Origin of the sequence: Serratia sp. TMDUHS_CL (genome assembly GCF_037137105.1) — a bacterium.
Taxonomy (GTDB): Bacteria; Pseudomonadota; Gammaproteobacteria; order Enterobacterales; family Enterobacteriaceae; genus Serratia; species Serratia nevei.
This window is the reverse complement of the sequence record NZ_JBBBDV010000006.1, coordinates 135,685-160,568: the sequence shown is the minus strand read 5'-3', so window position 1 is coordinate 160,568 and position 24,884 is coordinate 135,685. Positions and strand designations below refer to the sequence as shown.

Genomic DNA, 24,884 nt, shown 5'->3' with positions numbered 1-24,884 from the left:
GTAATGAGAATGGCTAGCATTATCAAAGGTCACGCCGCGTTGCCCGGCGATTAATTGCAAAGGGATGTGTAACGCGGGATGAAGAGGCGCGCCGGAAGCGGCGCGCCCTGAGGATCACACCAGGCCGTAGATCAGCGCCGACAGCGCAATCAGGCCCATCACCAGTACGAATACGTTGCTCGCCGCTCGGTATTTACGCATTGCCGGCACCGCGCGCACCGCGTACATCGGCAGAATGAACAGGATGGCGGCAATCAGCGGGCCGCTGATGGTTTCAATGATGTGCAGCGCGCTGGGGTTCCACACCGTCGCCGCCCAGGTGAGCAGGAACAGCGACACCGCCGAGATGCGGTGCGTCATACGCGAACTGAGCGGTTTGCCGACCGCGCGCGTGACGCCGTCGATCAGGCTGGTCGCCCCTTCCGTCACCCCCAGCGAGGTGCCGAGATAGGATTTGGCCATTGCCAACATCGCCATTACCGGGCCGAGATAGGCGATCAGCGGGTTGGAGAATTTGTTGGCCAGCGTGGTCAGCACCGTGATGTTCTGGTCTTTCGCCTGCTGCATGTCTTCATGGGACAGGCTCAGCACGCAGCTGAACACGAAAAACAGCACGGTGACGCAGATCAGCACATAGCTGTAGCGCATGATGCGCGCGCAGCGGCGTTCCGCCTTATCGCCATACAGGCTCTTCTGGGTCGAGGCGAAGGAAGAGATGATCGGCGCATGGCTGAAGGAGAACACCATCACCGGCACCGCCAGCCACAGCGAATGCCACAGCCCCGGCGTGTCGAAGCGGGTGGCGGCCAGGCCACTAACGAAGTTGGCAGTATTCCAGCTCGGCATCAGGTACAGCGAAATGCCCATCAGGAACACCAGCAGCGGGAACACCAGCATGCCCATCGCCGCCACGATGCTGTCTTTGCCGCGCAGCAGCACCAGATTGAGCACCACCACCACCGCCAGGCTCAGCCAGATGCGCGGCAGCGGCGCCACGTGGAACTGATGGATCAGGAAGCTGTCCAGCGCGTTGGTGATCGAAATGCTGTACACCAGCACGATCGGGAAGAACGCCATCAGATACAGCATCATGATGATTTTGCCGGCCAGCACGCCGAAGTGTTCCACCACCACATCGTGAATATTGCCGTCGCGGCTGGAGCCGGACAGCACGAAGCGGCTGAGCGCGCGGTGCGGCAAATAGGTCAGCGGGAAAGCGAACAGCGCCATCAACAGCAGCACCAGCGGGCCGTTCAAACCGGCGTTGATCGGCAAGAACAGCGTGCCGGCGCCCACCGCGGTGGCATAAAGGCCGAACATCCAGACGGTGTCGGTTTTGTTCCATTTGGCTGGCTGAGCGGCCGTCAGCGTGCCTGAATCGGGAGAAATCGTACTCATGAGACAGTCTACCTTAATCTGCGGCGCCAACGATTGCGCCTAACGGGATATCCTTCTCCGCGAACTTTTTAATAGTAATCAGTGAATTAAAGCGATATTTCATACTTACGCCTGATGAAAGGACGGCAAAGGATAATGAAAAATCCCCTGCGGGTCTATGTTTTATCGGCCGAGCGGGCAATTTGCGAACAGGAAATGCTGAAAAAACCGGCATGCACAGAAAAAACTAAGGGCCCCTTGCGGAGCCCTTAAGCGGTTTACTTCTTCGCGTCCGGATGGTCCGGCACCTCGGCGCTGCCCATCTCCTTCTCGTCGCGGATCATCGAGCGGTCTTTACGCACGTCGGCCACGTCGGAGGCGCTCACCGGTTTGGCGCTGTTGCCCCAGCTGGTGCGGATGAAGTTCACCACGTCCGCCACCTGCTGATCGTTCAGACGCCAGCCGAACGGCGGCATGGTGATGTTGGACACCGCCCCCTGCACCGCCGGCGTAGTGTTGCCGGTCAGCACGATGTGGATCAGCGAGGTCGCGTCCTCGGTCTGCACCACCGGGTTGCCCTTCAGCGACGGGAAGGCGCGCTTGTAGCCCACGCCGTCGGTGCGGTGGCAGGCCGCGCAGTTATCAACATACAGCGCCGCGCCGGGCTTGCTGTCGTCGCCGCGCCACAGATCCTTGGCCACGCTGTCTTCGACCGGCGCCGCCTGCTGTTTGCCGTCTTTCGGCGGCAGCGATTTCAGGTAGCGTGCGATGGCGGTCAGATCGTCGTCGCTCAGGTATTGCAGGCTGTGCTCCACCACGTCGCTCATGCCGCCAAACACGATCGCCTTGTCGTTACGGCCGGTTTTCAGGAACTCGGTCAGCTCGGCTTCGCTCCAGCTGCCCAGGCCATCCTTACGGTCGCTGCGCAGGCTGGAAGCCACCCAGCCGTCGATCGGCGCGTTGCTGCCGGACAGATAGTCGTCGCTTTCGCTGTTGCTCAACGCTTTTTCCTGCATGGTGATGCTGCGCGGGGTATGGCAAGCGCCGCAGTGGCCCAGGCCTTCCACCAGATAACGGCCGCGCTCAATCACCGGATCGGCTTTGGCGTCAGCCACGAAGTCCGCCGGCGACGGCGCAAACATGCCGCGCCAGATGCTCAGCGGCCAGCGCATCGACAGCGGCCACGGGATGTCGGAATCCTTGTTGGCCTGCTCAACCGGCTGCACGCCGTGCATGAAATAGGCATACATGGCGCGCATGTCTTCCTCTTTCACCAGCGCGAACGACGGGTACGGCATCGCCGGGTACAGGGTACTGCCGTTTTTGGCTACGCCCTTACGCACCGCGTTGTCGAAATCCTCGAAGCTGTAATCGCCGATGCCGGTTTTCTTGTCCGGCGTGATGTTGGTGGAGTAAATGGTGCCGATCGGCGTCTCCATCGCCAGACCGCCGGCGAAGGTTTTGCCGCTCTTGCCGTCGGTGTGGCAGGCCACGCAGTCGCCGGCGCGCGCCAGGTATTCACCGCGCTTGATAAGCTCGCTGCTGACGGTGGCGTCCTGCGCCCAAACGGAAAAACTCACTGCACTGAGAACCAGTGCCGGTACAAATGCTTTCATCGTTCGCCGTCCTTATGCCTGCACCAATGGGCCTGGGTTTTTCAGATACTGCTCGCGAATAGCGCGGGCAGACCAGTAAGCCAGCGCCGCCACGGTGCCGGTCGGGTTGTAGCCCAGCCCCTGCGGGAAGGCCGAGGCGCCGATCGAGAACACGTTGTGCACGTCCCAGCTCTGCAGATAGCGGTTGACCGCGCTGGTCTTCGGATCTTCCCCCATTACCGCGCCGCCGTTCATGTGGGTGGTCTGGTAGCTGGTGGTATCGAAGTGGCTGTTGGCGTTTTTCGGGCTGCCGGCGATCAGTTTCGGGTTCATCGCCTTGGCGATCGGCGCCATCTTGTCGTACATGAACTGCGCCATCTTGATATCGTTTTCCTGCCAGTCGAACGTCATGCGCAGCAGCGGCTGGCCAAAGACGTTCTTGTAGTTGGGATCGAGATCCAGATAGTTATTGCGGTACGACTGGTGCGCGCCGTGGGCGTCCATCGAAACGTGGTGGGTGTAGGCATCCGCCACCGCCGCTTTCCACTTGCTGCCCCAGGCCGGGGTGCCCGGAGGGGTCGGCAGGCCGGAGATCGGCTTGGTGCCCGCCTGGTTGACCCAGAACGGCGAACCGCCGACGAAGCCTTCTTTAGCGTGGTCGAAGTTATCGGCGTTAAAGTCGTCCACGCCCACGCCGTTGCCGCCGGCGCCGATGAACGGGTTGGTAAACACGTCTTTATCGAAGAACGCCTTGATGGTGGTCATGTTCTGGTAGGCGAAGTTGCGCCCGACCACGCCTTCGCCGGTCACCGGATCGTAAGGCTTGCCGATGCCGGACAGCAGCATCAGGTGCACGTTGTGGAACTGGAACGCGCCCAGGATCACCAGATCGGCCGGCTGTTCAATCTCGCGGCCCTGCGCATCGACGTAGTTCACGCCGGTGGCGCGGGACTTGTCGTCGGTCAGGTTGACCTTCAGCACGTTGGCGTTGGTGCGCAGCTCGAAGCGTTTTTCCATGCGCAGCGCCGGCAGAATGTTGACGTTCGGCGAAGCTTTGGAATACATGTAGCAGGCGTAGCCGCTGCAGAAACCACAGAAGTTGCACGGGCCCATCTGCGCGCCGTACGGGTTGGTGTAAGAGTCCGAGGTGTTGGCGGACGGCAGGTTGTAAGGATGGTAACCCACCTCCAGCGCCGCTTTCTCGAACAGCTGGGCGGAGTAGGTATTTTTCTGCGCCGGCAGCGGGAAGTCGCTGGAGCGATCCGCCGCAAAGCGGTTGCCGCCCTTCTGCGCCACTTTCTGCCCTTTGATGGTCCAGGCGGTGCCGGAGGTACCGAACACTTTCTCCGCTTTGTCGAAGAACGGTTCCAGCTCGTCGTAGGTCACGCCGAAGTCCTGGATGGTCATGTCCTTCGGAATGAAGTTTTTGCCGTAGCGCTCTTCATAGTGGCTGCGCATGCGCAGTTCGATCGGATCGACGCGGAAATGCACGCCCGACCAGTGCAGGCCGGCGCCGCCGACGCCAGTGCCCGGCAGGAACGCCGCCAACTGGCGGTAAGGCACCGCGGTCTGGCTGCTGTTGTGACGAATGGTGACGGTGCTTTTCGACAGATCCTGGAACAGCTTGCGGCGGATGTTATAGGTCAGCTCGTCGATCACCTGCGGATAAGACCCGTCCGGATAGGTGTCGCGCATCGGGCCGCGCTCCAGCGCCACCACGTTGAGGCCGGCCTCGGTCAGCTCTTTGGCCATGATCGCGCCCACCCAGCCGAAGCCGACGATCACCGCATCTACTTTTTTCATTACCGTTGCCATGATTAGCCCCTCTCCCCACGAATCGAGACCGGCGGGAAGGGATAACGCTCCCCTCGCTCAACCCAGTCCATAAAATCGGCGCGCGCGCCCGGAAAATTAATCAGCTTCCAACCCACCATGTCTTTGTTGCCGCCATGGATAGGATCGCTGAAGAAACCTTCGCGGGTGTTTTGCAGCAGATAGGAGAAGAACAGTTTCGACGGCAGCTGCTGGAACTCCGCCTCGCCGGACTCGAACTTTTGCAGCATGGCGTCTTGCTGCGCGCCATCCAGTTCGGCGAAAGGCTTACCGGCGGTTTTCTTGCTGTAGGCGTCGGCGTCACTGATGCCGAGGTTGTAGATTTGCTTGGGCACCAGCGGCAGCTGATAGCCCATCTCCTTCGGCACATCGGGGTTGAACGGCCCCTGCATGTACCAGATGGAGCCGGTGGCGTACGGGGTATTCATCTGGCGATCGATAAACTCCGGCACGCCGGCTTCCAGTGCGCCAGGGCCGCGTTCGTCGGCCGGGATCAGGCGCGCAACGGCGGCCTTGATGAAGGCCCACTCTTCCGGGGTGAAAAAGGTCGGTTGGTAATCGTTCTGCGTTGTGGTGTTCGAGGCCGCGACCGCCGGTGTCGGTGCCGTCAGCGCGCCAACGCCGCTGCCACCAATTACCGCCGCAGGAATTAAGGTCATCGATTTCAACAAGAAATCGCGCCGCGAATTGTTGGTTTTATGGTTCGACATGTCACATTCCATCCAAAGATAGTCACAACTATTTAACCGCAACCTTGCGATCGATACGGGTTTTTAAAATAATTTGTTACTTATTTGTATATTTATTGAAGGTCACAATGCGCGCAAAAGCAAAAATGTTACCGGTAACTTATTGAATGAACGTAAAGATTTATCTGCTAACGTAAATTTAACTTTTTGTGCGGTTTTTCCGATAAGCAGCGAGGAAATAACGAAAAATGAGAAGTAGGTCGCGCACTGGAACGGCGCCGGAAACAAAATCGGCCGCGTTCAGCGGCCGATTTGAAGAAGGATGGGAGGCTACGGCGACATCGCCTGATAAGCGGTGGTCACCTTCCACAAATAGCGCGGCGCCTGCGGTGCCGGGTGCTTTTTCTGGATGTGCTGATAAAACTCATCCGGGCTCATCTGATTGATGCGATTGACCGCCACGCGCTTGTCCGAGGAGAAGGTACGCAACATGGCGCCCGCCCCGTTCACGTACGAAACGATGGTGGCATAACGCAAAGTCTGTGGGTTGTTGATCCCGGCTAGCTGCTGGCTTTGAAGAATATTGATATAGGCCGTTCCCAGATCAATATTGACCGCCGGATCCTTCAGCTCTCGCGAGCTGGGTTGCCCGCTTCGTCCTTTCATGCGATAGGCGTCGCGGCCGGCGGTAGAAGCCTTAAGCTGCATCAATCCCACTGCGTTCGAGGTGCTGACCACGTTCGGGTTAAACCCGGACTCCACCTGAATAATCGCTTTAATCAGCGTTTCGTCGACGCCATAGTTGCTGGCGGCCTGACGAATGTAATCGTTATAAACAACCGGCGTGCCTGTGCGATTTACCGGTGCCTGCGGAGGGGGTTTTAACCAACCGCCGCGCGTTGTGCCACTGCCTGAAATATTGCTTGCCGTTTGCGGGTCTTTGGCGCACCCCGACAAAAGTAAAATTGCCGTAAGGCAACCTATTTTTGTTTTCACAGAATCCCTCATTCCTTTCAATGAGTTGCGTAGCATATACAACTTGTAAGGACACCTGCAGTAATTTTTTGGACTAATCTCAAGCTATCCATATACCAAGAGGTGATTTATGAGTCAATCTGCAACAAGCTGCTTTGTGGTGACTTTTCGCTATCAGGAAGAAGGATTGACCGACCTGGCGAAGCTGACCGGGCAATTGACGCGTGAGGGTTTTGTCACGTCGGTGACAGACGAGAATGGCGTTCACCACGAACTCGGCAGCAACAGTTTTGCGTTTATAACCGTGCTGGATCAAGAGGATGTACAGCGTCTGGCGCAGGGGTTCGGGCAGTTGGCATTGGGAAAACAGCCGGAGGTGGCGATATGCAGCTGTAAGGACTACCTTCAGCGGTTACATACTGATACATAAAATGCTATAACTCCCCGGACGGTATTATTTTTTCAGTTGGAGAAATACCCCGCCGGCGGTGGGCAAGTGACGCTTGACTTCGCTTCAATTGATATTGATAATCATTTTCATTTGAACCAGGAGACGTCATCATGCCATTGATAAGTTGCGCTTTTCGCCGCAGTCGCCTTCCCCGCGCTGCCGCACTGTTACGCCCTTTCACGCTCGCCTGCCTGCTGCTCGGCGCCGCTATGGCCAGCCCACACGCGCTGGCGGAAAAGAAGCTGCGCGTGGTGACCACCTTTACCATCATTCAGGACATCGCCCAGAACGTAGCGGGTGACGCCGCCGTGGTAGAATCCATCACCAAACCCGGTGCCGAGATCCACGACTATCAACCTACCCCGCGCGACATCGTCAAGGCACAGCACGCCGATCTGATCCTGTGGAACGGCATGAACCTGGAACGCTGGTTCCAGCGCTTCTTCGAGAACATCAAGCAGGTGCCGGCGGCGGTCGTGACCGAAGGCATCACCCCACTGCCGATCCGCGAAGGGCCGTATAACGGCAACCCGAACCCGCATGCCTGGATGTCGCCGAGCAACGCGCTGGTGTACATCGAGAACATCCGTAAGGCGCTGGTAGAGCACGATCCGGCCCATGCAGAAACCTACAACCGCAACGCCAAGGCCTACGCAGAGAAGATCGGCGCGCTGGACGCCCCGCTGCGCGAACGCCTGGCGCGCATTCCTGCCGCACAGCGTTGGCTGGTGACCAGCGAAGGCGCCTTCAGCTATCTGGCGCAGGACTACCAGCTGAAAGAAGTTTATCTTTGGCCGATCAACGCCGATGAGCAAGGCTCGCCGCAGCAGGTGCGCCGGGTGATCGATGCGGTGCGCGCCCACCATATTCCGGTGGTGTTCAGCGAGAGCACCATTTCCGACAAGCCGGCCAAGCAGGTGGCGAAAGAGACCGGCGCCAAATACGGCGGCGTGCTGTACGTGGATTCGCTGTCCACCCGCGATGGCCCGGTGCCGACCTATATCGACCTGCTCAACACCACCGTGCAAACCATCGCCAAAGGATTCGATCAATGACCCATGAACCGTTTGTCCGCCCTGAATTGAACGTGGACGACGTCACCGTAACCTACAACAACGGGCACACCGCCATTCACAACGCCAGCTTTACCCTGAGCGGCGGTTCGATCTGTGCGCTGGTCGGCGTCAACGGCAGCGGCAAATCGACGTTGTTCAAAAGCATCATGGGCCTGGTCAGGCCCACTGCCGGCCAGGTGTCGCTGAGCGACAAACCAGTGGCGGACGCGCTGAAAAAAAACCTGATCGCCTACGTGCCGCAGACCGAAGACGTCGACTGGAACTTCCCGGTGCTGGTGGAAGACGTGGTGATGATGGGCCGTTACGGCAAGATGAACTTCCTGCGCATCCCGTCGCGCGAAGACCGGCTGCGGGTCGACAAGGCGCTGGAACGCGTCGGCCTGAGCGAGCTGCGCAGCCGGCAGATCGGCGAGCTGTCCGGCGGCCAGAAAAAACGCGTGTTTCTGGCGCGCGCGCTGGCGCAACAGGGCACGGTACTGCTGCTGGACGAGCCGTTCACCGGCGTGGATGTAAAAACCGAGAACGCCATTATCGAGCTGCTGCGCGCGCTGCGCGACGAGGGGCACCTGATCCTGGTTTCCACCCATAACCTCGGCAGCGTGCCGGAGTTTTGCGATCGGGTGATCCTCATCAACCGCACGGTGCTGGCAGCCGGCCCGACCGAGACCACCTTCACCCAGAGCAACCTGGAACAGGCGTTCGGCGGCGTGCTGCGCCATATCAACCTCTCCGGCCCGGATCTGCACGACGACAACGATCCGCGCACCGTTACGGTGTTGACCGACGATGAACGCCCCGCGGTGTTCTACGGCCACACCAAGAGCGATCCGCCGGCCAACAGCCAGGCCAGGGAGAAACAATCCTGATGCTGGACCTTCTGCTGCAACCTTTCAGTTATAACTACATGGTGAAAGCCATCTGGGTCAGCGCCATCGTCGGCGCCGCCTGTGCGTTCCTCTCCGCCTACCTGATGTTGAAAGGGTGGTCGCTGATGGGCGACGCGCTGTCGCACTCGGTGGTGCCCGGCGTAGCCGGCGCCTACGCCCTCGGCCTGCCCTACGCCGCCGGCGCCTTTTTCACCGGCATGCTGGCGGCGCTGGCGATGACGCTGGTGCGCCACATCACCCGGCTGCGCGAAGACGCCATCATCGGCTTTATCTTCTCCACCTTCTTCGCCGTCGGCCTGCTGATCGTGTCGCTCAACCCCACCTCGGTCAACGTACAGTCGATCATCTTCGGCAATATCCTCGGCATCGCCGACGAAGACGTGCTGCAGGTGGAAATCATCATCGGCGTTTCGCTGCTGATCCTGTGCCTGGTGTGGAAAGACCTGCTGGCGGTGTTCTTCGACGAAAGCCACGCGGTGTCGATCGGCCTGTCGCCGCTAAAGCTGAAGATCCTGTTCTTCACCCTGCTTAGCGCCTGCACCGTCGCCGCGCTGCAAACCGTCGGCGCCATTTTGGTGATCGCCATGGTGATCACGCCGGGCGCCACCGCCTACCTGCTGACCGATCGCTTCAGCCGGCTGGTGATCATCGCCATCATCATCGGTTCGCTGACCAGCGGCGTCGGCGCCTACCTGAGTTTCTTCCTCGACGGTGCCACCGGGGGCGTGATCGTCACCCTGCAAACGCTGGTGTTTCTGACGGCGTTCTTCTTCGCGCCGAAACACGGCCTGCTGGCGTCCCGGCGCCGCGTGGCGCATTCGCAAACCGGAGGCCGCTGATGGACACCCTGTATCAACTGCTCAGCGAACCCTTCGCCTACCCGTTCATGCAGCGGGCGATCGTCGCCGCCATCGTCACCGGCGTAGTGTGCGCCGTGCTCTCCTGCTATCTGGTGCTCAAAGGCTGGTCGCTGATGGGCGACGCCATCTCGCACGCGGTGCTGCCCGGCATCGTGGTGGCGTTCGTGGTCGGCATCCCGCTGGCGATCGGCGCGTTCCTCTCCGGCATCTTTTGCGCGGTAGCCACCGGCTACCTGAAAGAGAACAGCCGGGTGAAAGAAGACACGGTGATGGGCATCGTCTTTTCCGGCATGTTCGCCTTCGGCCTGGTGCTGTTCTCGCGCATCGATACCGACCAGCACCTGAGCCACATTCTGTTCGGCAACATGCTGGGCATTACCGACGGCGAGCTGAAGCAAACCCTGCTGATCGCCGGCATCACCCTGGCGGTGGTGCTGCTCAAGCGTAAAGACTTCATGCTGTACTGCTTCGATCCTCATCATGCGCGGGTGATTGGCCTGCCGGTCAAGCTGCTGCACTACGGGCTGCTGTGCCTACTGGCGATGACCATCGTCGCCTCGCTGCAGGCCGTGGGGGTGATCCTGGTGATCGCCATGCTGATCGCCCCCGGCATCATCGCCTTTATGCTGTGCCGCCGCTTCGACCGCATGCTGATGGTGGCGACGATAGTATCGGTGTTCTCCTGCGTGCTCGGCACCCTGATCAGCTTCCACATCGACGGCGCCACCGGCCCCTGCATCGTCATCGTACAGGCCGTGCTGTTCGTTATCGCCTTGTTGTACAGCAAGCTGCGTCCGTTACAGCGTAACCAAAGCGCCCTCACCGGCGGTTAACTCACCGATGCGGCGATGCCCTCTGCTCGCCGCATCACCTTCCCCCGCTCATCGCGTCGTTGTCATCAAGTTGCAACCGGTATTGCGCTTAAATTAATCAATAGGGTATATACTTTGAGCTGGCGAGGCGCTGAAAAAATCGCCGCCTTTGACGCCGGCTGTGCGCCGCGTCGTGTTTTCACCACGGGAAAGACGCTAACCTAATGAATTATCAGGCAGCACAGAGGGGGAAATACCATGTGGCAAGCCGTTAGCCGTCTGTTAAGTGAACATCTTGGCAGCGCAGAGATACGCGAAAGGATTGAACTGCCCGGGGGCGACATTCACCCGGCGTGGCGCGTGAGTTACGGTGGCAACGAGGTGTTCGTGAAATGCGACGCCCGTGAACAACTGCCGATATTCACCGCCGAGGCCGATCAGCTGGCGTTGCTGGCGCGCAGCAAAAGCGTGCGGGTGCCGGAAGTGTACGGCGTCGGCAGCGATCGCGACTACAGCTTCCTGCTGCTGGAGTATCAGCAGCTGAAACCCCTCGACGCCCACGGCGCCTACTGTCTGGGCCAGCAGCTGGCGCACCTGCACCAGTGGAGCGAGCAACCGCAGTTCGGCCTCGACTTCGACAGCGATCTGACCACCACCCCGCAACCCAACGCCTGGCAGCGCCGCTGGTCGGAATTCTTCGCCGAACAGCGCATCGGCTGGCAGCTGCAGTTGGCTGCCGAGAAAGGCATGACCTTTGGTGACATCGACGACATCGTCGATCGGGTGTATCTGCGCTTGCAGCACCACCAGCCGCAGCCATCGCTGCTGCACGGCAACCTGTGGCCAGGCAACTGCGCGATGACCGCCCACGGGCCGATCCTATTCGATCCGGCCAGCTACTGGGGCGACCGGGAGTGCGATTTGGCGATGCTGCCGCTGTACCCCGAGCTGCCGCCGCAGATCTACGACGGCTATCAGAGCGTATGGCCGCTGGGGGCCGGATTTATCGAGCGCCAGCCGCTGTATCAGCTGTACTACCTGCTCAACCGCAGCAACCTGTTCGGCGGCCAGCATCTGGTGGCTGCGCAACGCGCGGTGGAGGCGCTGTTGCAGCCCGAGGCGTCATAACGTTCCGGGGCGCCGCTCGGCGCCCCGTTCATGGTTCAGGCCGCGCCGGCCAACTGCCCCAACAGGCGGATCACGAACCAGGCGATCACCGCAATCACGATCGGCAGGATATACAGCGGGAAGTACTGCAGGAAGATGGTGTGGTGCGGCAGCGTGATGCGCGCCTCCAGCTGCTGGCGCGTGTGCCCTTCGCTGCCCTTGGCCTGCTCCAGGATCATCTGGTCTTCCAACCCTTCGCGGATGAACTTGACCTGGCGCGACATGCGTGCGCCGGAAGCCTGCAGCGCCAGCCCGACGAAGATCAGTATGTAGATGATGATGAACATCAGATTGGCGCCGCTGAACAGGCTTTTATCCACGTCAGGCACCGGCGAGTTGTACCAGAAAAGGTTCAGGAACGGCGTATTGAAGCGCACCATGTCCACCATCACGTGAACAAAATCCAGCATCACCGCGTTGATGCCCTTGGTTTTTTCACTGTGCTGATAGATAAAGCCCAGCACGGAAATCAGCGTCGACAGCAACGCCGGGATAAAAACCACCCATCCGAGAATGCGTTTCAAAATGGCGATACGCCCGGCCTGTTGATACGTCATGTGTTCCCCTTGTTAGCGACGTAACCGAATCGGCTAAGTCTACCTGCAGTTGGCGAAACTCGCCCACCGTTTTCTTCATTCCCGCTGTGCTACAAGCTTAGCCGAATTCGCCGAAATCAACTGCTTAACGACGTTCGCGCACTATCATTGAAGAGATAACGTTACCCGTTTAACCAGAGGCCGTCATGATTCGACTGATTATCTTATTGCTGGGCGCGCAGGCGCTGCACGGCCAGCGCCGCCTGCTGGTGCTGTTCGGTTGGCTGTGGATAGCCGCAGGGGCGCTGATGCTGTTCGACATCCTGCAGGATGGCCGGTCCGTGCTGGCGCTGGATGCGCTGGCGGTCATCCTGGCGCTGGAGGGGCTGGTGGCGATATCCGCCGCGCTGGTGATCGGCTCTTCGGCCAGCCGGCCGGTGCTGCTTAAGGGGCTGGGCTTCGTGTTTATGGCCTTTTTAATGTTGGACGTGCCCGCAGACGATAACATCGTCGCCACCGTGGTGTTTGGCAGCGCGCTGCTGCTTGACGGCGCCGTGCGCATCGCCTCCTCCACGGTGATTCAACACAGCCGATGGAAAGCCGTGGCGCTGGCGGGCGGCGGCGAAATCCTGCTTTCGTTGATGATTTTTGTCGGCTGGCCGGCGCCGCATCGCATGACGGTGCCCTTTTGCCTCGGCGTGATGATGGTGCTTTCCGGCTGGGCTTTATTGCGCATCGCCCGGAGACTGACAAGCTTTTCTCTGAATCAGCACCCAACCCGGCAGCCACCGCCCCCGGCGGATGAGACTGCGCCGCTCACGGTGTATGTCTGGACACCGATTGGTGCGGCTAAAGATCCGCGCCGGCGTTACATCGTCGACCGATACATCGCGGCGGTCGACAACGGCGGCAATATCTCCACCGGCCATGCCGCCCTGGCGCTCGCGCCGGATGTGTATATCAGTCACTACCCGCTCAACGACATCAGCCATTCCGTTCAGGATTTCCGCCAGTTGTTGCATGCCGGCGAACAGAACAACGTCGACGGACGTTTCCTGCCCGACCTGTCGGGCGAGATCGCCGCCTGGTGCCCCCCGGACAAAAAAATTCAGTTCTATCGCTATAACCCGGCGGCGCTGCGCGCATTCTGGTTACGCTACCGACAGGATGCGACTTACAACCTGACCCGGCGTAACTGCTCCACCACGGTCATCGGCGCGCTCGACAGTGCGCTGGAGGGCGTGCTGGGCGATAAACATCTGTGGCGCCGTTTTCTGTTATTGGTGCTGGATCCCAATCTGTGGATGCTGGCGGTACTGCGCAGCCGTGGCGAAAGCATGACCTGGACGCCGGGGTTGGTGCTGGACTATGCGCGCATGTTGCAACAGGTTACCGAGCGCCAACACCAACGCTGGTGGCTAAAGTTGCGCGAGATGTGGAATATCCTTCGCTTTGGCAAAAGCCAAACGCGCAGGCAAAGATTTTAGTCTCGCCGTCGGCGATGATAGAGTGTCGGGCACATTCACCCGCGCCGGCAGGAGTTAACCGCTAATGGCTTATTCGCAACGCATTGAAACCGCAATTTTTGATATGGACGGCTTGTTGATCGATTCGGAACCGCTGTGGCTGCAGGCCGAGCTGGATATCTTCGGCGCGCTGGGTCTGGATCTGTCCGATCGCCACAAACTGCCGGACACCCTGGGGCTGCGCATCGATCTGGTGGTGAAAATGTGGTACCAGGCGATGCCGTGGCAAGGGGTTTCGCTCGATGAGGTGTCGGCACGGATTATCGAACGCGCCATCGAGCTGGTGCACGAGACGCGCCCGCTGCTGCCGGGGGTCCGGCAGGCGCTGGAACTGTGCCGCGAGCAGGGGCTGAACATCGGTCTCGCCTCCGCCTCGCCGCTGCACATGCAACAGCAGGTACTGAAGATGTTCGATCTTGAGGGCTACTTCGACCAGCTGGTTTCCGCCGAATACCTGCCGTACAGCAAACCGCACCCGGAGGTCTACCTGATCGCCGCCGAACGGCTGGGCAGCGATCCGCTGCGCTGCATCACGCTGGAAGACTCCTTTAACGGCATGATCGCCACCAAGGCCGCGCGCATGCGCTCCATCGTGATCCCGGCCGCCGAATACCGCCACGATCCGCGCTGGGCGCTGGCAGACCACCAGCTGGAGACCCTGGAACAGCTCACCCCCGCCCACTTTGCCTGACCTGCGGCGCCGGCCACCGGCGCCCTGGCTTTCCGCTCAGCGCCATAAAAGGGATCCGTGCCGCAAAACAAACGAAACAGCGTTTCATTATTATTGAATCGGCATGCTGTTGTTATTATGCTGGGCGGCAGGGAAAGCGACGGTCCGCGAAACGTTGTCACTGCCACGCAGCGCTCTTCGCGGCCGCCGCTTCCTCCCGCCGCTGCGTACTGAAAACCGCCCTTATTTCTCTCCGTTCCGCACCGCCCATTGCCCGCTTTTTGTTCACGCCCGTCAAAAGCGATGATTTGTTACGCATTGCCGTAACAAGCCGTTGTAAAACCGGGAAAAATAAACAATTGGTTACAGGGTAACTGCTTCCACTACTGGGAATTTTCCCATATACTGGATAAATTAACAGTTTACCAGCCGGAATCGCAACAGCATGACCGCGGAAGGACACCTTATATTCTCTGTCGCTTGCGCGATCTTCGCCAAGAAGGCGGAAGTGACGCCAGAGCTGGCTACCGGCGACTGGTGGCACATCATACCCGCCGCGCTGCTGACCTCGCTGCTGCCGGACATCGATCACCCCAAGTCGGTACTGGGCCAGCGTCTGCGCTGGATTGCCCTGCCCATCGCCCGCGCCTTCGGCCACCGCGGCTTCACCCACAGCCTGCTGGCGATCGCCGGCGGCATGGCGCTGTTCCAGCTGGACGTGCCGCGCAGCTGGCCGATCCCGGCCGACGCGCTGCACGCCATGATCATCGGTTACTTCAGCCATCTGCTGGCCGATATGCTCACTCCCGCCGGCGTTCCGCTGCTGTGGCCATGCCGCTGGCGTTTTCGCCTGCCGCTGCTCAACTCGCAAAAAGGCAATCAGCTCGAGCGCGTGCTGTGTCTGTGCCTGGTGGCGTTTGCCATCTGTTGGCAAGGTGATTTCACCCTGCCGGTGCAATCCTATGTCGAGCAAATCAGAAATATCAGACTCTGATCACAAAAATCCGCTCAACCCATCACCTTCATGTATATAAAAAGAACAAAAACACACAAAAAGCTATATCAAATTCCATTTGGATATAAGTAGGCCACTCGGCAAACTGTTACGATATTTACATCGCGACATACGTGATGCGTAGTCGTTTTTATAAGAAAGATTATTGGAGACATTGGGGATGAATCTTCCGCTCGTGATTAACGTGCTGGTGTTTGTCGCGCTCCTGTTGCTGTTGGCGCAAACCCGCCACAAGCAATGGAGCCTGGCGAAAAAAGTGCTGGTCGGCCTGGTGGTCGGCGTGGTGTTCGGCCTGGGCCTGCAGCTGGTGTACGGCTCCGACAACCCGGTGCTGAAAGAATCCATCAGCTGGTTCAACATCGTCGGCAACGGCTATGTGCAGCTGCTGCAAATGATCGTCATGCCGCTGGTGTTCGCCTCGATCCTGAGCGCGGTGGCCAAGCTGCACAACGCCTCTTCTCTGGGCAAAATCAGCGTCCTGACTATCGGCACGCTGCTGTTCACCACGCTGATCTCGGCGCTGGTGGGCGTGCTGGTCACCAACCTGTTCGGCCTGACCGCCGAAGGCCTGGTGCAGGGCGCGCAGGAAAGCGCGCGCCTGACGGCGATCCAGACCAACTACGTGGGTAAACTGGCCGACCTGACCGTGCCGCAGATGGTGCTGTCGTTCATCCCGAAAAACCCGTTCGCCGATCTGACCGGGGCCAGCCCGACGTCGATCATTAGCGTGGTGATTTTCGCCACCTTCCTCGGCGTGGCATCGCTGCAGCTGCTGAAAGACGACAAGCCGAAAGGCGAGCGCGTACTGGTGGCTATCGACACCCTGCAGGCCTGGGTGATGAAGCTGGTGCGTCTGGTCATGAAGCTGACGCCGTACGGCGTGCTGGCGCTGATGACCAAAGTGGTCGCCGGTTCCAACATTCACGACATCGTCAAGCTCGGCAGCTTTGTGGTGGCCTCGTATATCGGCCTGGCCATCATGTTCGTGGTGCACGCTGTGCTGCTGGCCTTCACCGGCGTTAACCCGATGAAGTTCTTCCGCAAGGTGTGGCCGGTGATCACTTTCGCCTTCACCAGCCGCTCGAGCGCCGCCAGCATTCCATTGAACGTGGAAGCGCAGACCCGCCGCCTGGGCGTGCCGGAATCCATCGCCAGCTTCTCGGCGTCTTTCGGTGCCACCATCGGCCAGAACGGCTGTGCGGGCCTCTACCCGGCAATGCTGGCGGTAATGGTTGCGCCGACCGTCGGCATCAACCCGCTGGATCCGGTGTGGATCGCCACCCTGGTCGGCATCGTCACCATCAGCTCCGCCGGCGTAGCGGGCGTGGGCGGCGGTGCTACCTTCGCCGCGCTGATCGTGCTACCGGCGATGGGCCTGCCGGTGACGCTGGTCGCGCTGCTGATCTCGGTCGAACCGCTGATCGACATGGGCCGTACCGCGCTGAACGTCAACGGCTCCATGGCGGCAGGCACCATCACCAGCCAGCTGATGAAGCAAACCGACAAAGCCGTGATGGACAGCGAAGACGAAGTCGAATTGGCTCACCGTTAACGCCGTCTCAAAACGAAAAAAACCGGGGATTATCCCCGGTTTTTTTATGCTCCGCGCTCGGTCGTTACGGCCGCTCGCCGTTCGCCAGCCGCCGGTTGATGTCGGCGATCACGCCCGGCAAGTGCGCCAGCGTGTCTATCACATAGTGCGCGCCCGCCGCGTACAGCTTATCGGCGGCGGCCGTACGGCGCAGCTCTATCTCACCTTCCGCCATTTGGCGGTACTCCTGCCAGGTCGCGCCAAACTCATTGCCGGACAGCGCCAATCCGACGCTCCACATCCCGGCGTTCAGCCCTTCAGCAATGCCCGGCACCGCGTCGTCCACCTTCACGCAGTGCGCCACCGCATCGATGCCCAGCGCGATAACGTTCTGCAACGCCATCCACGGCCCCGGCCGGCCACCGGCGGCGAGATCGTCAGTGGCGACCCAGTAATCTGGCGCGTAGCCGCGCTGCGCGGCGGCAGGCACCAGCACCTCCATCACCGCACGCGGATAACCGGAGCAGGAGCCGATTTTAATGCCCTGTTCGCGCAGCCCGGCAATCACCTGCGGCACACCCTCGATGGGATCGGCGAAGTCGATCACTTTGGCGATTTGCAGCGGCATAAACGCCTGATACAGCGCGTCGATGTCCTGATGGCTCATCGAACGGCCCAGCTTCTGCCGCCAGCGCGCGTCGACCGCCGGCAGCTTGCCCAGCGCCTCGATGTGCTGCCATTTACCCAGCCCCATCGGAATGCGCGCCTCCGCCAGGCTGATGTCGATATCGAAGGTTTGTTTGAATGCCTCGACAAAAATCTGCGTTGGCGCAAAGGAGCCGAAGTCCACCGTGGTGCCGGCCCAGTCGAGGATCACTGCGTTGATCTGTTTCATGGTCAATCCTTATTGATTCCAGTACATCGCCTGCCCGACGGCCGCCAGCAAACGTTCGATATCCTGCGGATAAATTTCCCCGATGTTGCCGATGCGGAAGCAGTCGCTCTGCGACACTTTGCCGGGATAGATCACAAACCCTTGCTGCTTCAGGCGCTGATAAAATTCGGCAAAGCGGTAAGTGTCGGCCTTTGGCGAATAGAACGCGGTGATAATCGGCGAATGCAACGCATCGTCCAGCAGAGTCTCAAAGCCCAGCTCGCGCATACCCGCCACCAGCCGCCGCTGATTGGTCTGATAGCGGCGGTGGCGCGCGGCAATACCGCCCTCTTGTTCCAGTTCTTTCAGCGCCTGCGCGAAGGCCAGCACGGTGTGGGTCGGTGACGTAAAGCGCCATTTGCCGGCCTGGTCTTCCATACAGCGCCACTGGGCATACAGATCCAACGACAGCGAGCGTGAACGGCCGGCACATTTCTCCAGTTCGCTGCGGCGGGCGATGACGAAAGCGAAGCCCGGCACGCCCTGAATGCATTTGTTGGCGGAGCTGATCAGAAAATCGATGCCCAGCGCGTCCACATCCAGCGGGATGCCGCCGAAGCTGCTCATGGCGTCGACGATAAAGGTCTTGCCGTTGCGCGCCGCCAGGCCGGCGACCTTCTGCAGCGGGTTGAGCATGCCGGTGGTGGTTTCGCAGTGCACCATGGCGATATGGCTGATGCGCGCATCGCTTTTCAGCACCGCCTCCATCGCCGCCACGTCCGGCTCATTGACCTCGCCGCAGTCGAAAGCGTGATGGTCGATGTCCATCAGCCGCGCCATTTCGATCATTCGCGCCCCGTAGGCGCCGTTGTTGACGATCAGCAGCTTGTCCTGCGGGCCGATGACCGTGCCCAGCACGCCTTCCACCGCAAAACTGCCGCTGCCCTGCAGCAACACCGAGGTGTAACCGGCGGACGGCGTCGCCAGCGCCACCAACTGCTGGCGGATGCTTTGCACCACGCCCAGGTTGTAATCTTCATCCCAGGTGCAGCTGTCGAACAGCATCGCCTCTTTTACCGTTTTCGACGTGGTCAACGGGCCGGGGGTCAACAGCAGGTAGTTACGATCGGACATGTTATTCACCTATTTGGTCTATACCAGATTGCGGGCATTGTGGCCGCAAATTCCTTCCCCGGTCAAACGACAAAGCGCGGTGAAACAAAAAATTCATCTGGCTATGTATAATAAGCGCGTGCCGGAATGTCGGGCCGATGCCATAGCGAGATGAAATGAAAGAACATCAGGGCGATATGCCCCACTACCTGCAGATCAAGGATCAGCTTCAGGCGCGCATCACCCGCGGTGCGCTGCAGGCGGGCGACAAGCTGCCTTCGGAGCGCGAGCTGTGCGCCATCTTCTCCACCACCCGCGTTACCATTCGCGAGAGCCTGGCGCAGCTGGAGGCCACCGGCGCCATCTACCGCGCCGATCGCCGCGGTTGGTTCGTCACGCCGGAGCGGCTGTGGCTGGATCCGACGCAGAACACCAACTTCCACCGCCTCTGCCAGGAGCAGGGGCGCACGCCGCGCACCGCGCTGCTGTCCGGCGAAAAAACCACGGTGCCGCTCGACGTGATGCAGCCGCTGGCGCTCGAACCGTTCGATCAGGTGTATCTGCTACGCCGCGTGCGCTACGCCGACGGCCGCGCCATCTGCTATTGCGAAAACCACTGCCTGCCGCAGCGGGTGCCGGAACTGCTCAGCCACGATCTCAACGGCAGCCTGACCGAGGTCTATCAACAGCATTACGCGTTGATTTACAGCAACATGCATCTGTCGTTCTATCCAACGGCCCTGCCTTACCGCGCCGCCAACGCGCTCGGCGCCATGGTCGGCCTGCCCGCCTTGCTGCTGCGCCGATTAAATTACGATCAGCACGGCCGCATTCTCGATTTCGATATCGAATACTGGCGCCACGACAGCCTGCGCATCGAAGTCGATACGCTTTAACCCTCTGCATGACGGGGCTGCGCCTGCCGCCCCCTTTTCGCTCCCAAGCCCGATCCCCGTTGCCGGTAAATATATTTTGCCGCTTTCATTTGTTTGTCATATTCGCCGATTAGCTTGGCCGCATATCTGGTGTATACCAGTTTCGCATTAACCCGCAACAGTGAGGCTGAAGCTATGAAACTTTCTCGTCTGGTCGTGATGACCGCCATCGCACTCGGCGCCGCGCCGGCCTGGGCCGCCGACGCAGTGGTGACCGTCTACTCCGCCGATGGGTTGCACGACGGCGATCACAGCTGGTATCAAACCCAGTTCGACGCCTTCACTCAGGCAACCGGCATCAAGGTGCAGTACGTCGAAGGCGGTTCCGGCGCCATCGTCGAGCGGCTGTCGAAAGAGCGCAGCAACCCGCAGGCCGACGTGCTGGTGACGCTGCCGCCGTTCATCCAGCGCGCCGCCGCGGAAAAACTGCTGCAGGATTTCACCCCGCAGGATGCGGCGCAGATCGCCGACGCCCAGCCGCAGTTCGTGCCGCTGGTGAACAACTACCTGAGCTTCATCTATAACGCCAAACTGTTGCCGCAGGCGCCCGCCAGCTATCAGCAGCTGCTGGACGCGCAGTTCCGCAACAAGCTGCAGTACTCCACGCCGGGCCAGGCGGGTGACGGCACCGCGGTGATGCTGCAGGCGTTTCACAGCTTCGGCAGCAAAGACGCCGGTTTCGACTACCTCGGCAAACTGCAAAGCAACAACGTCGGCCCTTCCGCCTCCACCGGCAAGCTGACCGCGCTGGTCAATAAAGGCGAGCTGCTGGTGGCCAACGGCGATCTGCAGATGAACCTGGCGCAGATGCGCAGCAACCCGAACGTGAAGGTGTTCTGGCCGGCCGGGCCGGACGGCAAGCGCAGCACGCTGGTGCTGCCTTACTATGTCGGCCTGGTGCAAGGCGCGCCGCAAAGCGCCAACGGCAAAAAGCTGATCGACTTCCTGCTGAGCAAAGAAGCCCAGAGCAGCGTCAGCGCCATTTCCTACGGCATGCCGGTGCGTAAGGACGTCACCCCGACCGACGATAACTTCAAGCAGTCGCAGGCGGCGCTGAAAGGCGTTGAGATCTGGGCGCCGGACTGGAATCAGGTGGTGAGCAGCCTGTCCGCCGATATCTCCCGCTGGCACCAGGTGACCGAATGACGCTGACGATGCCTTCTACCCTCTCTTCCCGCGCCGAGGCGCGGGATAGCAGCCAGGACATCGCCGGGCCGTCGGGCATTCAGCTCGACCGCGTCAGCGTGTCGTATCGCGGCACCGAGGTGCTGAAACCCCTGACGCTCACCATCGCCCCCGGCGAAGTGCTGGCGCTGATCGGCCCCTCCGGTTCGGGCAAAACCACCGTGCTGCGGGCGATCGCCGGCTTCGTGCAGCCCTCCGCCGGGCGTATTGCCATCGGTGACGTCGATGTCACCGACGTGCCACCTTATGAGCGCGGCCTGGGCATGGTGGTACAGAACTACGCGCTGTTTCCGCATATGCGCGTCGAAGACAATGTGGCGTTCGGCCTGCGCGCCCAGGGCAAGCCGCGCGGCCTGACCGCCGAGCGCGTCGAAGAGGCGTTGGCCATCGTCGGCATGTCCGCCTACGCCAAGCGCTATCCCAGCCAGCTCTCCGGTGGCCAACAGCAGCGCGTGGCGATCGCCCGCGCCATCGCGGTGCGCCCAAAAGTCTTGCTGCTGGATGAACCGCTGTCGGCGCTGGACGCGCAAATTCGCCACAGCATGGTGGAAGAGATCGCCCGCCTGCACCGCGAACTGCCTGACCTGACCATCCTGTACGTCACCCACGATCAGGGCGAAGCGCTGACGCTAGCGGACAAGATTGGCATCATGCGCGACGGCCACCTGATCGCCCACGGCGAGACCCGCGCGCTGTACCATCATCCGACGAACCGCTTCGCCGCCGAGTTCCTCGGCCGCGCCAACCTGCTGCCGGCCACCGCGCTGGAGACCACTACCGGGCAAGGCATGACCACCGTCAGCTGCGCCGGCAAAGTGATCGGCTGCTTTACCTATGGTGCGCAACGCGGTTTCGACAAACTGCTGTGTATTCGGCCGCAGCATATTGCGCTTGATGCCGACGCCCAGCGCAGCAACTGCCTCATCGGTACGCTACGCGATATTCACTGGCAGGGGGAATTGACGCACCTGCAGTTCGACGCGCAAGGCCATCCGCTGCGCGTGGTCACCACCCATCGCAGCCAGATGCCGCAGCTCGGCGAGCGCGTGCCGCTCTATTTCGCCCCCGACGACGCGGTACTGATCGAGGACTGACATGACCGACTCTACGCTTATTCGCCCGGCTCTGCGGCTGCGCTTGCCGCGCCGTCTGTGGATCTTGCTGCCGCTGCTGGTGCTGGCGACGCTGTTTTTCTATCCGCTGGCGCTGATCGTCAAACAGGCGTTTACCGACGATCAGGGGCTGTTCAGCGCCGCCGCGCTGCAACAGGTGTTCGAATCCCGACGCTTTGTCGGCGCCCTGCTCAACACGCTGCAGATTGCGCTGCTGGCGACGCTGGGCTGCCTGGTGCTCGGCACCCTGCTGTCGCTGCTGCTGGTGTTTACGCCGTTCCCCGGCAGCCGGCTGATCGCCAGGGTGATCGATACCTTTATCGCCATGCCGACCTTCCTGATCACGCTGGCCTTCACCTTTATCTACGGATCCGCCGGCCTGCTGAACGGCACGCTGATGGCGGCCTTCGGTTTTACCCTGCCGCCGGTGGACTTTCTTTACTCCATTTGGGGCGTGATCCTGGCGGAAATCACCGTGTTTACGCCGCTGGTGATGCGCCCGCTGATGGCGGCGCTGTCGCAGATCGATCGCAGCCAGCTCGAGGCCGCCAGCATTCTCGGCGCCCGGCCGGGGCGCGTGGTGCGCCAGGTGATTTTGCCCGCCGCGCTGCCGGCCTTGCTGGCCGGCGGCAGCCTGTGTTTGCTGTTGACCACCAATGAATTCGGCATCGTGCTGTTTATCGGTGCCAAGGGCGTCACCACGCTGCCGATGATGGTCTACTCCAAAGCGATTCTGGAGTCGGATTACGCCGGCGCCTGCACGATCGCCGTCGTGAATATCGCGCTGTCGCTCGGGCTGTTCTCCCTTTACCGCTACGCCGCGGCGCGCGCCGGGCTGAGGAACTGACGATGTTGATTTGGTCTCGCACCGGCCGCACCCTGACCTGCACGCTGGCGGTCACGCTGTTCGCCCTGTTCTTCTGCCTGCCCCTGGCGGTGATCCTGATGTCCAGCCTGAGCGAACAGTGGAACGGCGTGCTGCCGAGCGGCTTCACTCTAAGCCATTTCCGCCAGGCCTTCAGCGGCGCCTCCTGGGACGCGCTGGTCGCCAGCCTGGCTATCGGTTTCAGCGCCAGCCTGTTCGCGCTGCTGTGCGGCACCTGGGCGGCGTTGGCGCTGCGCCACCATCAGGGGCGCGGCCAGCGCCTGCTGAGTACGCTGTTCTTCATACCCAGCGCGGTGCCTTCGGTGTCGATCGGTTTAGGCATGCTGGTGGCATTCAGCCAGGGGCCGCTGCAGATGAACGGTACCTTCCTGATCGTGCCCATCGCCCACTTCGTGCTGATTTCCGCCTTCACCTTCGGCAACGTGATGGCCGGGCTGACCCGGCTTTCGAGCGACTACGAAAACGTCGCCGCCAGCCTGGGCGCTTCGCCGTTGTTTCGCCTGCGTCACGTCACCCTGCCGATGATCGCTCCCTATATGATCTCCGCCTTCGCCCTCAGCCTGTCGCTGTCGATGGGTGAGCTGGGCGCGACCATGATGATCTACCCACCGAGCTGGGCGACGCTGCCGGTCACTATCTTCAGCCTGACCGATCGCGGCAGCATCGCCAACGGCGCGACGCTGACCATGATCCTGGTGGCGGCCACGCTGCTGCTGATGTTAGTGCTGGAGCGGATTGCGCAGCGGCTGACGCCGGGCGCAAAATAGCAACAAGGCGCTGCCATGGCCGCGCCTTGTTCATCGAAGCGAAGGGTTAGAACGGGTAGTCGTGATAGCCCTGCTGTTCACTGATGCGCCGGGCGGCGACGTGCAGCAGCGCCACATACTCCTCCCGCGCCGCTTCGGAAAAACGCAGCGTCGGGAAAGAGAGGCTCAGCCCGGCGATCGCCACCCCGAACCGATCGAATACCGGCACCGCGATGCAGCGGATCCCCGCCTCCTGCTCCTCGGCATCTTCGCCGTATCCCTGCTCCCGCACCCGATCCAGCACCGGCAACAGTTCGGCGGCGCTAGTCAGCGTATGCTCGGTGCTGCGGGTAAATTCAATCTGCGACAGGATCTGCGCCACCTCATCCCGATCGCGCCAGGCCAGCAGCACTTTACCGATGGCGGTGCTGTGCAGCGGGTTACGGCGGCCGATGCGCGAATACATGCGCAGGTTGTACATTGCGTCAATCTTGTGGATATAGACGATGCCGTCCTCGTCCAGGGCACCGAGGTGGATGGTTTCGCGGGTGCGGTTCGACAGCTCGCGCATCTGTACGTCGGCGCTGCGGATCAGATCGACGTTCTGCAGCGATTTGGCGCCCAGCTCGAACAGCTTGAGCGTCAGCGCATACTTTTCCGTCTCGCCTTCCTGCGAGACGTAACCCAACGCTTTCATGGTTTGCAGAAAACGGTAGACGGTGCTTTTGGACATCATCACCCGCTGGGACAGTTCGGTAATGCCAATTTCGCGCTCATCGCCGAGCGCCTGCAAAATGCCGAACACTTTCATCACGGATGAGACGGCATCCGGTTGCTTGTCTGAATCTGCGTTAGCCATGGTGAATACCCTACTTAACGGTTTTGTTTCAGGAAATTTAAACAAGGGTTTCAGTATAATCGGAACAGATCGCGGCGCGCAACGCGGCTGAACGCTAAGCGATTGAAGCCAAATGGATAACCCCGGCTCGCTCACCGCCGTTTACAATAAAGCGGACAAGGGGCATGCAATCAC

General features: G+C 60.8%; 24 protein-coding genes. 15 read left to right on the top strand and 9 right to left on the bottom strand.

The window, feature by feature from the left end; genetic code table 11:
* Nucleotides 1-114 precede the first annotated feature (114 nt).
* The 5 genes from WCL58_RS13645 to WCL58_RS13625 all read right to left on the bottom strand — a co-directional run bounded on the left by WCL58_RS13645 (nucleotide 115) and on the right by WCL58_RS13625 (nucleotide 6,490).
* Complete coding sequence (locus tag WCL58_RS13645) at nucleotides 115-1,398, bottom strand: hypothetical protein (RefSeq protein ID WP_060419228.1); 1,284 nt, start codon at nucleotides 1,396-1,398, stop codon at nucleotides 115-117.
* A 257-nt stretch (nucleotides 1,399-1,655) separates the two neighbouring features.
* Nucleotides 1,656-2,993 carry a c-type cytochrome gene (locus WCL58_RS13640; RefSeq protein ID WP_060419230.1) on the bottom strand — a complete coding sequence of 446 codons (1,338 nt, stop codon included), beginning with the start codon at nucleotides 2,991-2,993 and terminating at the stop codon, nucleotides 1,656-1,658.
* A 12-nt stretch (nucleotides 2,994-3,005) separates the two neighbouring features.
* The gene (locus WCL58_RS13635; RefSeq protein WP_025302609.1) at nucleotides 3,006-4,787 is read right to left on the bottom strand and encodes a GMC family oxidoreductase; all 1,782 of its coding nucleotides are present in this window, start codon (nucleotides 4,785-4,787) and stop codon (nucleotides 3,006-3,008) included.
* Between the two features lie 2 nt (nucleotides 4,788-4,789).
* The gene (locus tag WCL58_RS13630; protein WP_038877597.1) at nucleotides 4,790-5,515 is read right to left on the bottom strand and encodes a gluconate 2-dehydrogenase subunit 3 family protein; all 726 of its coding nucleotides are present in this window, start codon (nucleotides 5,513-5,515) and stop codon (nucleotides 4,790-4,792) included.
* Between the two features lie 309 nt (nucleotides 5,516-5,824).
* Nucleotides 5,825-6,490 carry a transglycosylase SLT domain-containing protein gene (locus WCL58_RS13625; protein WP_049295470.1) on the bottom strand — a complete coding sequence of 222 codons (666 nt, stop codon included), beginning with the start codon at nucleotides 6,488-6,490 and terminating at the stop codon, nucleotides 5,825-5,827.
* 109 nt (nucleotides 6,491-6,599) lie between these two features.
* Between WCL58_RS13625 and ghoS the strand changes: the two genes are divergently transcribed.
* From ghoS to WCL58_RS13595, 6 genes are all read left to right on the top strand, one after another.
* Complete coding sequence (gene ghoS / locus WCL58_RS13620) at nucleotides 6,600-6,899, top strand: type V toxin-antitoxin system endoribonuclease antitoxin GhoS (protein WP_038877599.1); 300 nt, start codon at nucleotides 6,600-6,602, stop codon at nucleotides 6,897-6,899.
* 131 nt (nucleotides 6,900-7,030) lie between these two features.
* Nucleotides 7,031-7,975: a metal ABC transporter substrate-binding protein gene (locus tag WCL58_RS13615; RefSeq protein WP_060419234.1), complete on the top strand. Its 945-nt coding sequence runs from the start codon at nucleotides 7,031-7,033 to the stop codon at nucleotides 7,973-7,975.
* Entirely contained in the window at nucleotides 7,972-8,862 is an 891-nt protein-coding gene (locus WCL58_RS13610) for a manganese/iron ABC transporter ATP-binding protein (protein WP_047727680.1), read from the top strand. The genes WCL58_RS13615 and WCL58_RS13610 overlap by 4 nt, the downstream gene beginning before the upstream one ends.
* The gene (yfeC, locus tag WCL58_RS13605; RefSeq protein ID WP_141959051.1) at nucleotides 8,862-9,722 is read left to right on the top strand and encodes an iron/manganese ABC transporter permease subunit YfeC; all 861 of its coding nucleotides are present in this window, start codon (nucleotides 8,862-8,864) and stop codon (nucleotides 9,720-9,722) included. Before WCL58_RS13610 ends, yfeC begins: the two co-directional genes overlap by 1 nt.
* Nucleotides 9,722-10,576 carry a metal ABC transporter permease gene (locus tag WCL58_RS13600; protein WP_038877608.1) on the top strand — a complete coding sequence of 285 codons (855 nt, stop codon included), beginning with the start codon at nucleotides 9,722-9,724 and terminating at the stop codon, nucleotides 10,574-10,576. Before yfeC ends, WCL58_RS13600 begins: the two co-directional genes overlap by 1 nt.
* A 237-nt stretch (nucleotides 10,577-10,813) precedes the next feature.
* Entirely contained in the window at nucleotides 10,814-11,683 is an 870-nt protein-coding gene (locus WCL58_RS13595) for a fructosamine kinase family protein (protein ID WP_336851281.1), read from the top strand.
* Nucleotides 11,684-11,718: 35 nt separating this feature from the next.
* On the opposite strand, the gene WCL58_RS13590 is transcribed toward WCL58_RS13595, so the two are convergent.
* Entirely contained in the window at nucleotides 11,719-12,279 is a 561-nt protein-coding gene (locus tag WCL58_RS13590) for a YniB family protein (RefSeq protein ID WP_038877612.1), read from the bottom strand.
* Nucleotides 12,280-12,464: 185 nt separating this feature from the next.
* Here WCL58_RS13590 and WCL58_RS13585 point away from each other — a divergent pair, with 185 nt between their 5' ends.
* The 4 genes from WCL58_RS13585 to WCL58_RS13570 all read left to right on the top strand — a co-directional run bounded on the left by WCL58_RS13585 (nucleotide 12,465) and on the right by WCL58_RS13570 (nucleotide 17,021).
* The gene (locus WCL58_RS13585; RefSeq protein WP_060419239.1) at nucleotides 12,465-13,745 is read left to right on the top strand and encodes an HdeD family acid-resistance protein; all 1,281 of its coding nucleotides are present in this window, start codon (nucleotides 12,465-12,467) and stop codon (nucleotides 13,743-13,745) included.
* A gap of 64 nt (nucleotides 13,746-13,809) precedes the next feature.
* The gene (hxpB, locus tag WCL58_RS13580) at nucleotides 13,810-14,475 is read left to right on the top strand and encodes a hexitol phosphatase HxpB (protein ID WP_049198577.1); all 666 of its coding nucleotides are present in this window, start codon (nucleotides 13,810-13,812) and stop codon (nucleotides 14,473-14,475) included.
* Nucleotides 14,476-14,899: 424 nt separating this feature from the next.
* Nucleotides 14,900-15,448, top strand: coding sequence for a metal-dependent hydrolase (locus WCL58_RS13575; protein WP_004931456.1), 549 nt, complete (start codon nucleotides 14,900-14,902; stop codon nucleotides 15,446-15,448).
* 181 nt (nucleotides 15,449-15,629) lie between these two features.
* On the top strand, nucleotides 15,630-17,021 hold the full coding sequence (locus WCL58_RS13570) for an L-cystine transporter (protein WP_038877619.1): 1,392 nt from the start codon (nucleotides 15,630-15,632) through the stop codon (nucleotides 17,019-17,021).
* A gap of 64 nt (nucleotides 17,022-17,085) precedes the next feature.
* Here the strand turns inward: WCL58_RS13570 and phnX are convergent, their stop codons facing one another.
* Together phnX and phnW are read right to left on the bottom strand one after the other, a co-directional pair.
* On the bottom strand, nucleotides 17,086-17,895 hold the full coding sequence (gene phnX / locus WCL58_RS13565) for a phosphonoacetaldehyde hydrolase (RefSeq protein WP_060419240.1): 810 nt from the start codon (nucleotides 17,893-17,895) through the stop codon (nucleotides 17,086-17,088).
* A gap of 9 nt (nucleotides 17,896-17,904) precedes the next feature.
* Nucleotides 17,905-19,008, bottom strand: a complete 1,104-nt coding sequence (phnW, locus tag WCL58_RS13560) for a 2-aminoethylphosphonate--pyruvate transaminase (RefSeq protein WP_060419242.1) — start codon at nucleotides 19,006-19,008, stop codon at nucleotides 17,905-17,907.
* A gap of 155 nt (nucleotides 19,009-19,163) precedes the next feature.
* Between phnW and phnR the strand changes: the two genes are divergently transcribed.
* The 5 genes from phnR to WCL58_RS13535 all read left to right on the top strand — a co-directional run bounded on the left by phnR (nucleotide 19,164) and on the right by WCL58_RS13535 (nucleotide 23,872).
* Nucleotides 19,164-19,883, top strand: coding sequence for a phosphonate utilization transcriptional regulator PhnR (gene phnR, locus WCL58_RS13555; RefSeq protein WP_049198574.1), 720 nt, complete (start codon nucleotides 19,164-19,166; stop codon nucleotides 19,881-19,883).
* A gap of 174 nt (nucleotides 19,884-20,057) precedes the next feature.
* Nucleotides 20,058-21,068, top strand: coding sequence for a 2-aminoethylphosphonate ABC transporter substrate-binding protein (locus tag WCL58_RS13550; RefSeq protein ID WP_145958028.1), 1,011 nt, complete (start codon nucleotides 20,058-20,060; stop codon nucleotides 21,066-21,068).
* Nucleotides 21,069-21,076: 8 nt separating this feature from the next.
* Nucleotides 21,077-22,201, top strand: a complete 1,125-nt coding sequence (gene phnT / locus WCL58_RS13545) for a 2-aminoethylphosphonate ABC transport system ATP-binding subunit PhnT (protein ID WP_236553337.1) — start codon at nucleotides 21,077-21,079, stop codon at nucleotides 22,199-22,201.
* Between the two features lies 1 nt (nucleotide 22,202).
* Nucleotides 22,203-23,066, top strand: a complete 864-nt coding sequence (phnU, locus tag WCL58_RS13540) for a 2-aminoethylphosphonate ABC transporter permease subunit (RefSeq protein WP_141959037.1) — start codon at nucleotides 22,203-22,205, stop codon at nucleotides 23,064-23,066.
* A gap of 2 nt (nucleotides 23,067-23,068) precedes the next feature.
* On the top strand, nucleotides 23,069-23,872 hold the full coding sequence (locus tag WCL58_RS13535) for an ABC transporter permease (protein ID WP_089185887.1): 804 nt from the start codon (nucleotides 23,069-23,071) through the stop codon (nucleotides 23,870-23,872).
* A gap of 46 nt (nucleotides 23,873-23,918) precedes the next feature.
* Here WCL58_RS13535 and kdgR read toward each other — a convergent pair whose 3' ends face one another.
* On the bottom strand, nucleotides 23,919-24,710 hold the full coding sequence (kdgR, locus tag WCL58_RS13530) for a DNA-binding transcriptional regulator KdgR (protein WP_087763512.1): 792 nt from the start codon (nucleotides 24,708-24,710) through the stop codon (nucleotides 23,919-23,921).
* Between the last annotated feature and the right edge of the window lie 174 nt (nucleotides 24,711-24,884).

Excerpts from the sequence above, each read along its gene's own strand:
- WCL58_RS13645 (WP_060419228.1), bottom strand. The coding sequence starts at position 1,398 with ATGAGTACGATTTCTCCCGATTCAGGCACGCTGACGGCCGCTCAGCCA.
- WCL58_RS13640 (WP_060419230.1), bottom strand. The coding sequence starts at position 2,993 with ATGAAAGCATTTGTACCGGCACTGGTTCTCAGTGCAGTGAGTTTTTCC.
- WCL58_RS13635 (WP_025302609.1), bottom strand. The coding sequence starts at position 4,787 with ATGGCAACGGTAATGAAAAAAGTAGATGCGGTGATCGTCGGCTTCGGC.
- WCL58_RS13630 (WP_038877597.1), bottom strand. The coding sequence starts at position 5,515 with ATGTCGAACCATAAAACCAACAATTCGCGGCGCGATTTCTTGTTGAAA.
- ghoS (WP_038877599.1), top strand. The coding sequence starts at position 6,600 with ATGAGTCAATCTGCAACAAGCTGCTTTGTGGTGACTTTTCGCTATCAG.
- WCL58_RS13615 (WP_060419234.1), top strand. The coding sequence starts at position 7,031 with ATGCCATTGATAAGTTGCGCTTTTCGCCGCAGTCGCCTTCCCCGCGCT.
- WCL58_RS13610 (WP_047727680.1), top strand. The coding sequence starts at position 7,972 with ATGACCCATGAACCGTTTGTCCGCCCTGAATTGAACGTGGACGACGTC.
- yfeC (WP_141959051.1), top strand. The coding sequence starts at position 8,862 with ATGCTGGACCTTCTGCTGCAACCTTTCAGTTATAACTACATGGTGAAA.
- WCL58_RS13600 (WP_038877608.1), top strand. The coding sequence starts at position 9,722 with ATGGACACCCTGTATCAACTGCTCAGCGAACCCTTCGCCTACCCGTTC.
- WCL58_RS13595 (WP_336851281.1), top strand. The coding sequence starts at position 10,814 with ATGTGGCAAGCCGTTAGCCGTCTGTTAAGTGAACATCTTGGCAGCGCA.
- WCL58_RS13590 (WP_038877612.1), bottom strand. The coding sequence starts at position 12,279 with ATGACGTATCAACAGGCCGGGCGTATCGCCATTTTGAAACGCATTCTC.
- WCL58_RS13585 (WP_060419239.1), top strand. The coding sequence starts at position 12,465 with ATGATTCGACTGATTATCTTATTGCTGGGCGCGCAGGCGCTGCACGGC.
- hxpB (WP_049198577.1), top strand. The coding sequence starts at position 13,810 with ATGGCTTATTCGCAACGCATTGAAACCGCAATTTTTGATATGGACGGC.
- WCL58_RS13575 (WP_004931456.1), top strand. The coding sequence starts at position 14,900 with ATGACCGCGGAAGGACACCTTATATTCTCTGTCGCTTGCGCGATCTTC.
- WCL58_RS13570 (WP_038877619.1), top strand. The coding sequence starts at position 15,630 with ATGAATCTTCCGCTCGTGATTAACGTGCTGGTGTTTGTCGCGCTCCTG.
- phnX (WP_060419240.1), bottom strand. The coding sequence starts at position 17,895 with ATGAAACAGATCAACGCAGTGATCCTCGACTGGGCCGGCACCACGGTG.
- phnW (WP_060419242.1), bottom strand. The coding sequence starts at position 19,008 with ATGTCCGATCGTAACTACCTGCTGTTGACCCCCGGCCCGTTGACCACG.
- phnR (WP_049198574.1), top strand. The coding sequence starts at position 19,164 with ATGAAAGAACATCAGGGCGATATGCCCCACTACCTGCAGATCAAGGAT.
- WCL58_RS13550 (WP_145958028.1), top strand. The coding sequence starts at position 20,058 with ATGAAACTTTCTCGTCTGGTCGTGATGACCGCCATCGCACTCGGCGCC.
- phnT (WP_236553337.1), top strand. The coding sequence starts at position 21,077 with ATGCCTTCTACCCTCTCTTCCCGCGCCGAGGCGCGGGATAGCAGCCAG.
- phnU (WP_141959037.1), top strand. The coding sequence starts at position 22,203 with ATGACCGACTCTACGCTTATTCGCCCGGCTCTGCGGCTGCGCTTGCCG.
- WCL58_RS13535 (WP_089185887.1), top strand. The coding sequence starts at position 23,069 with ATGTTGATTTGGTCTCGCACCGGCCGCACCCTGACCTGCACGCTGGCG.
- kdgR (WP_087763512.1), bottom strand. The coding sequence starts at position 24,710 with ATGGCTAACGCAGATTCAGACAAGCAACCGGATGCCGTCTCATCCGTG.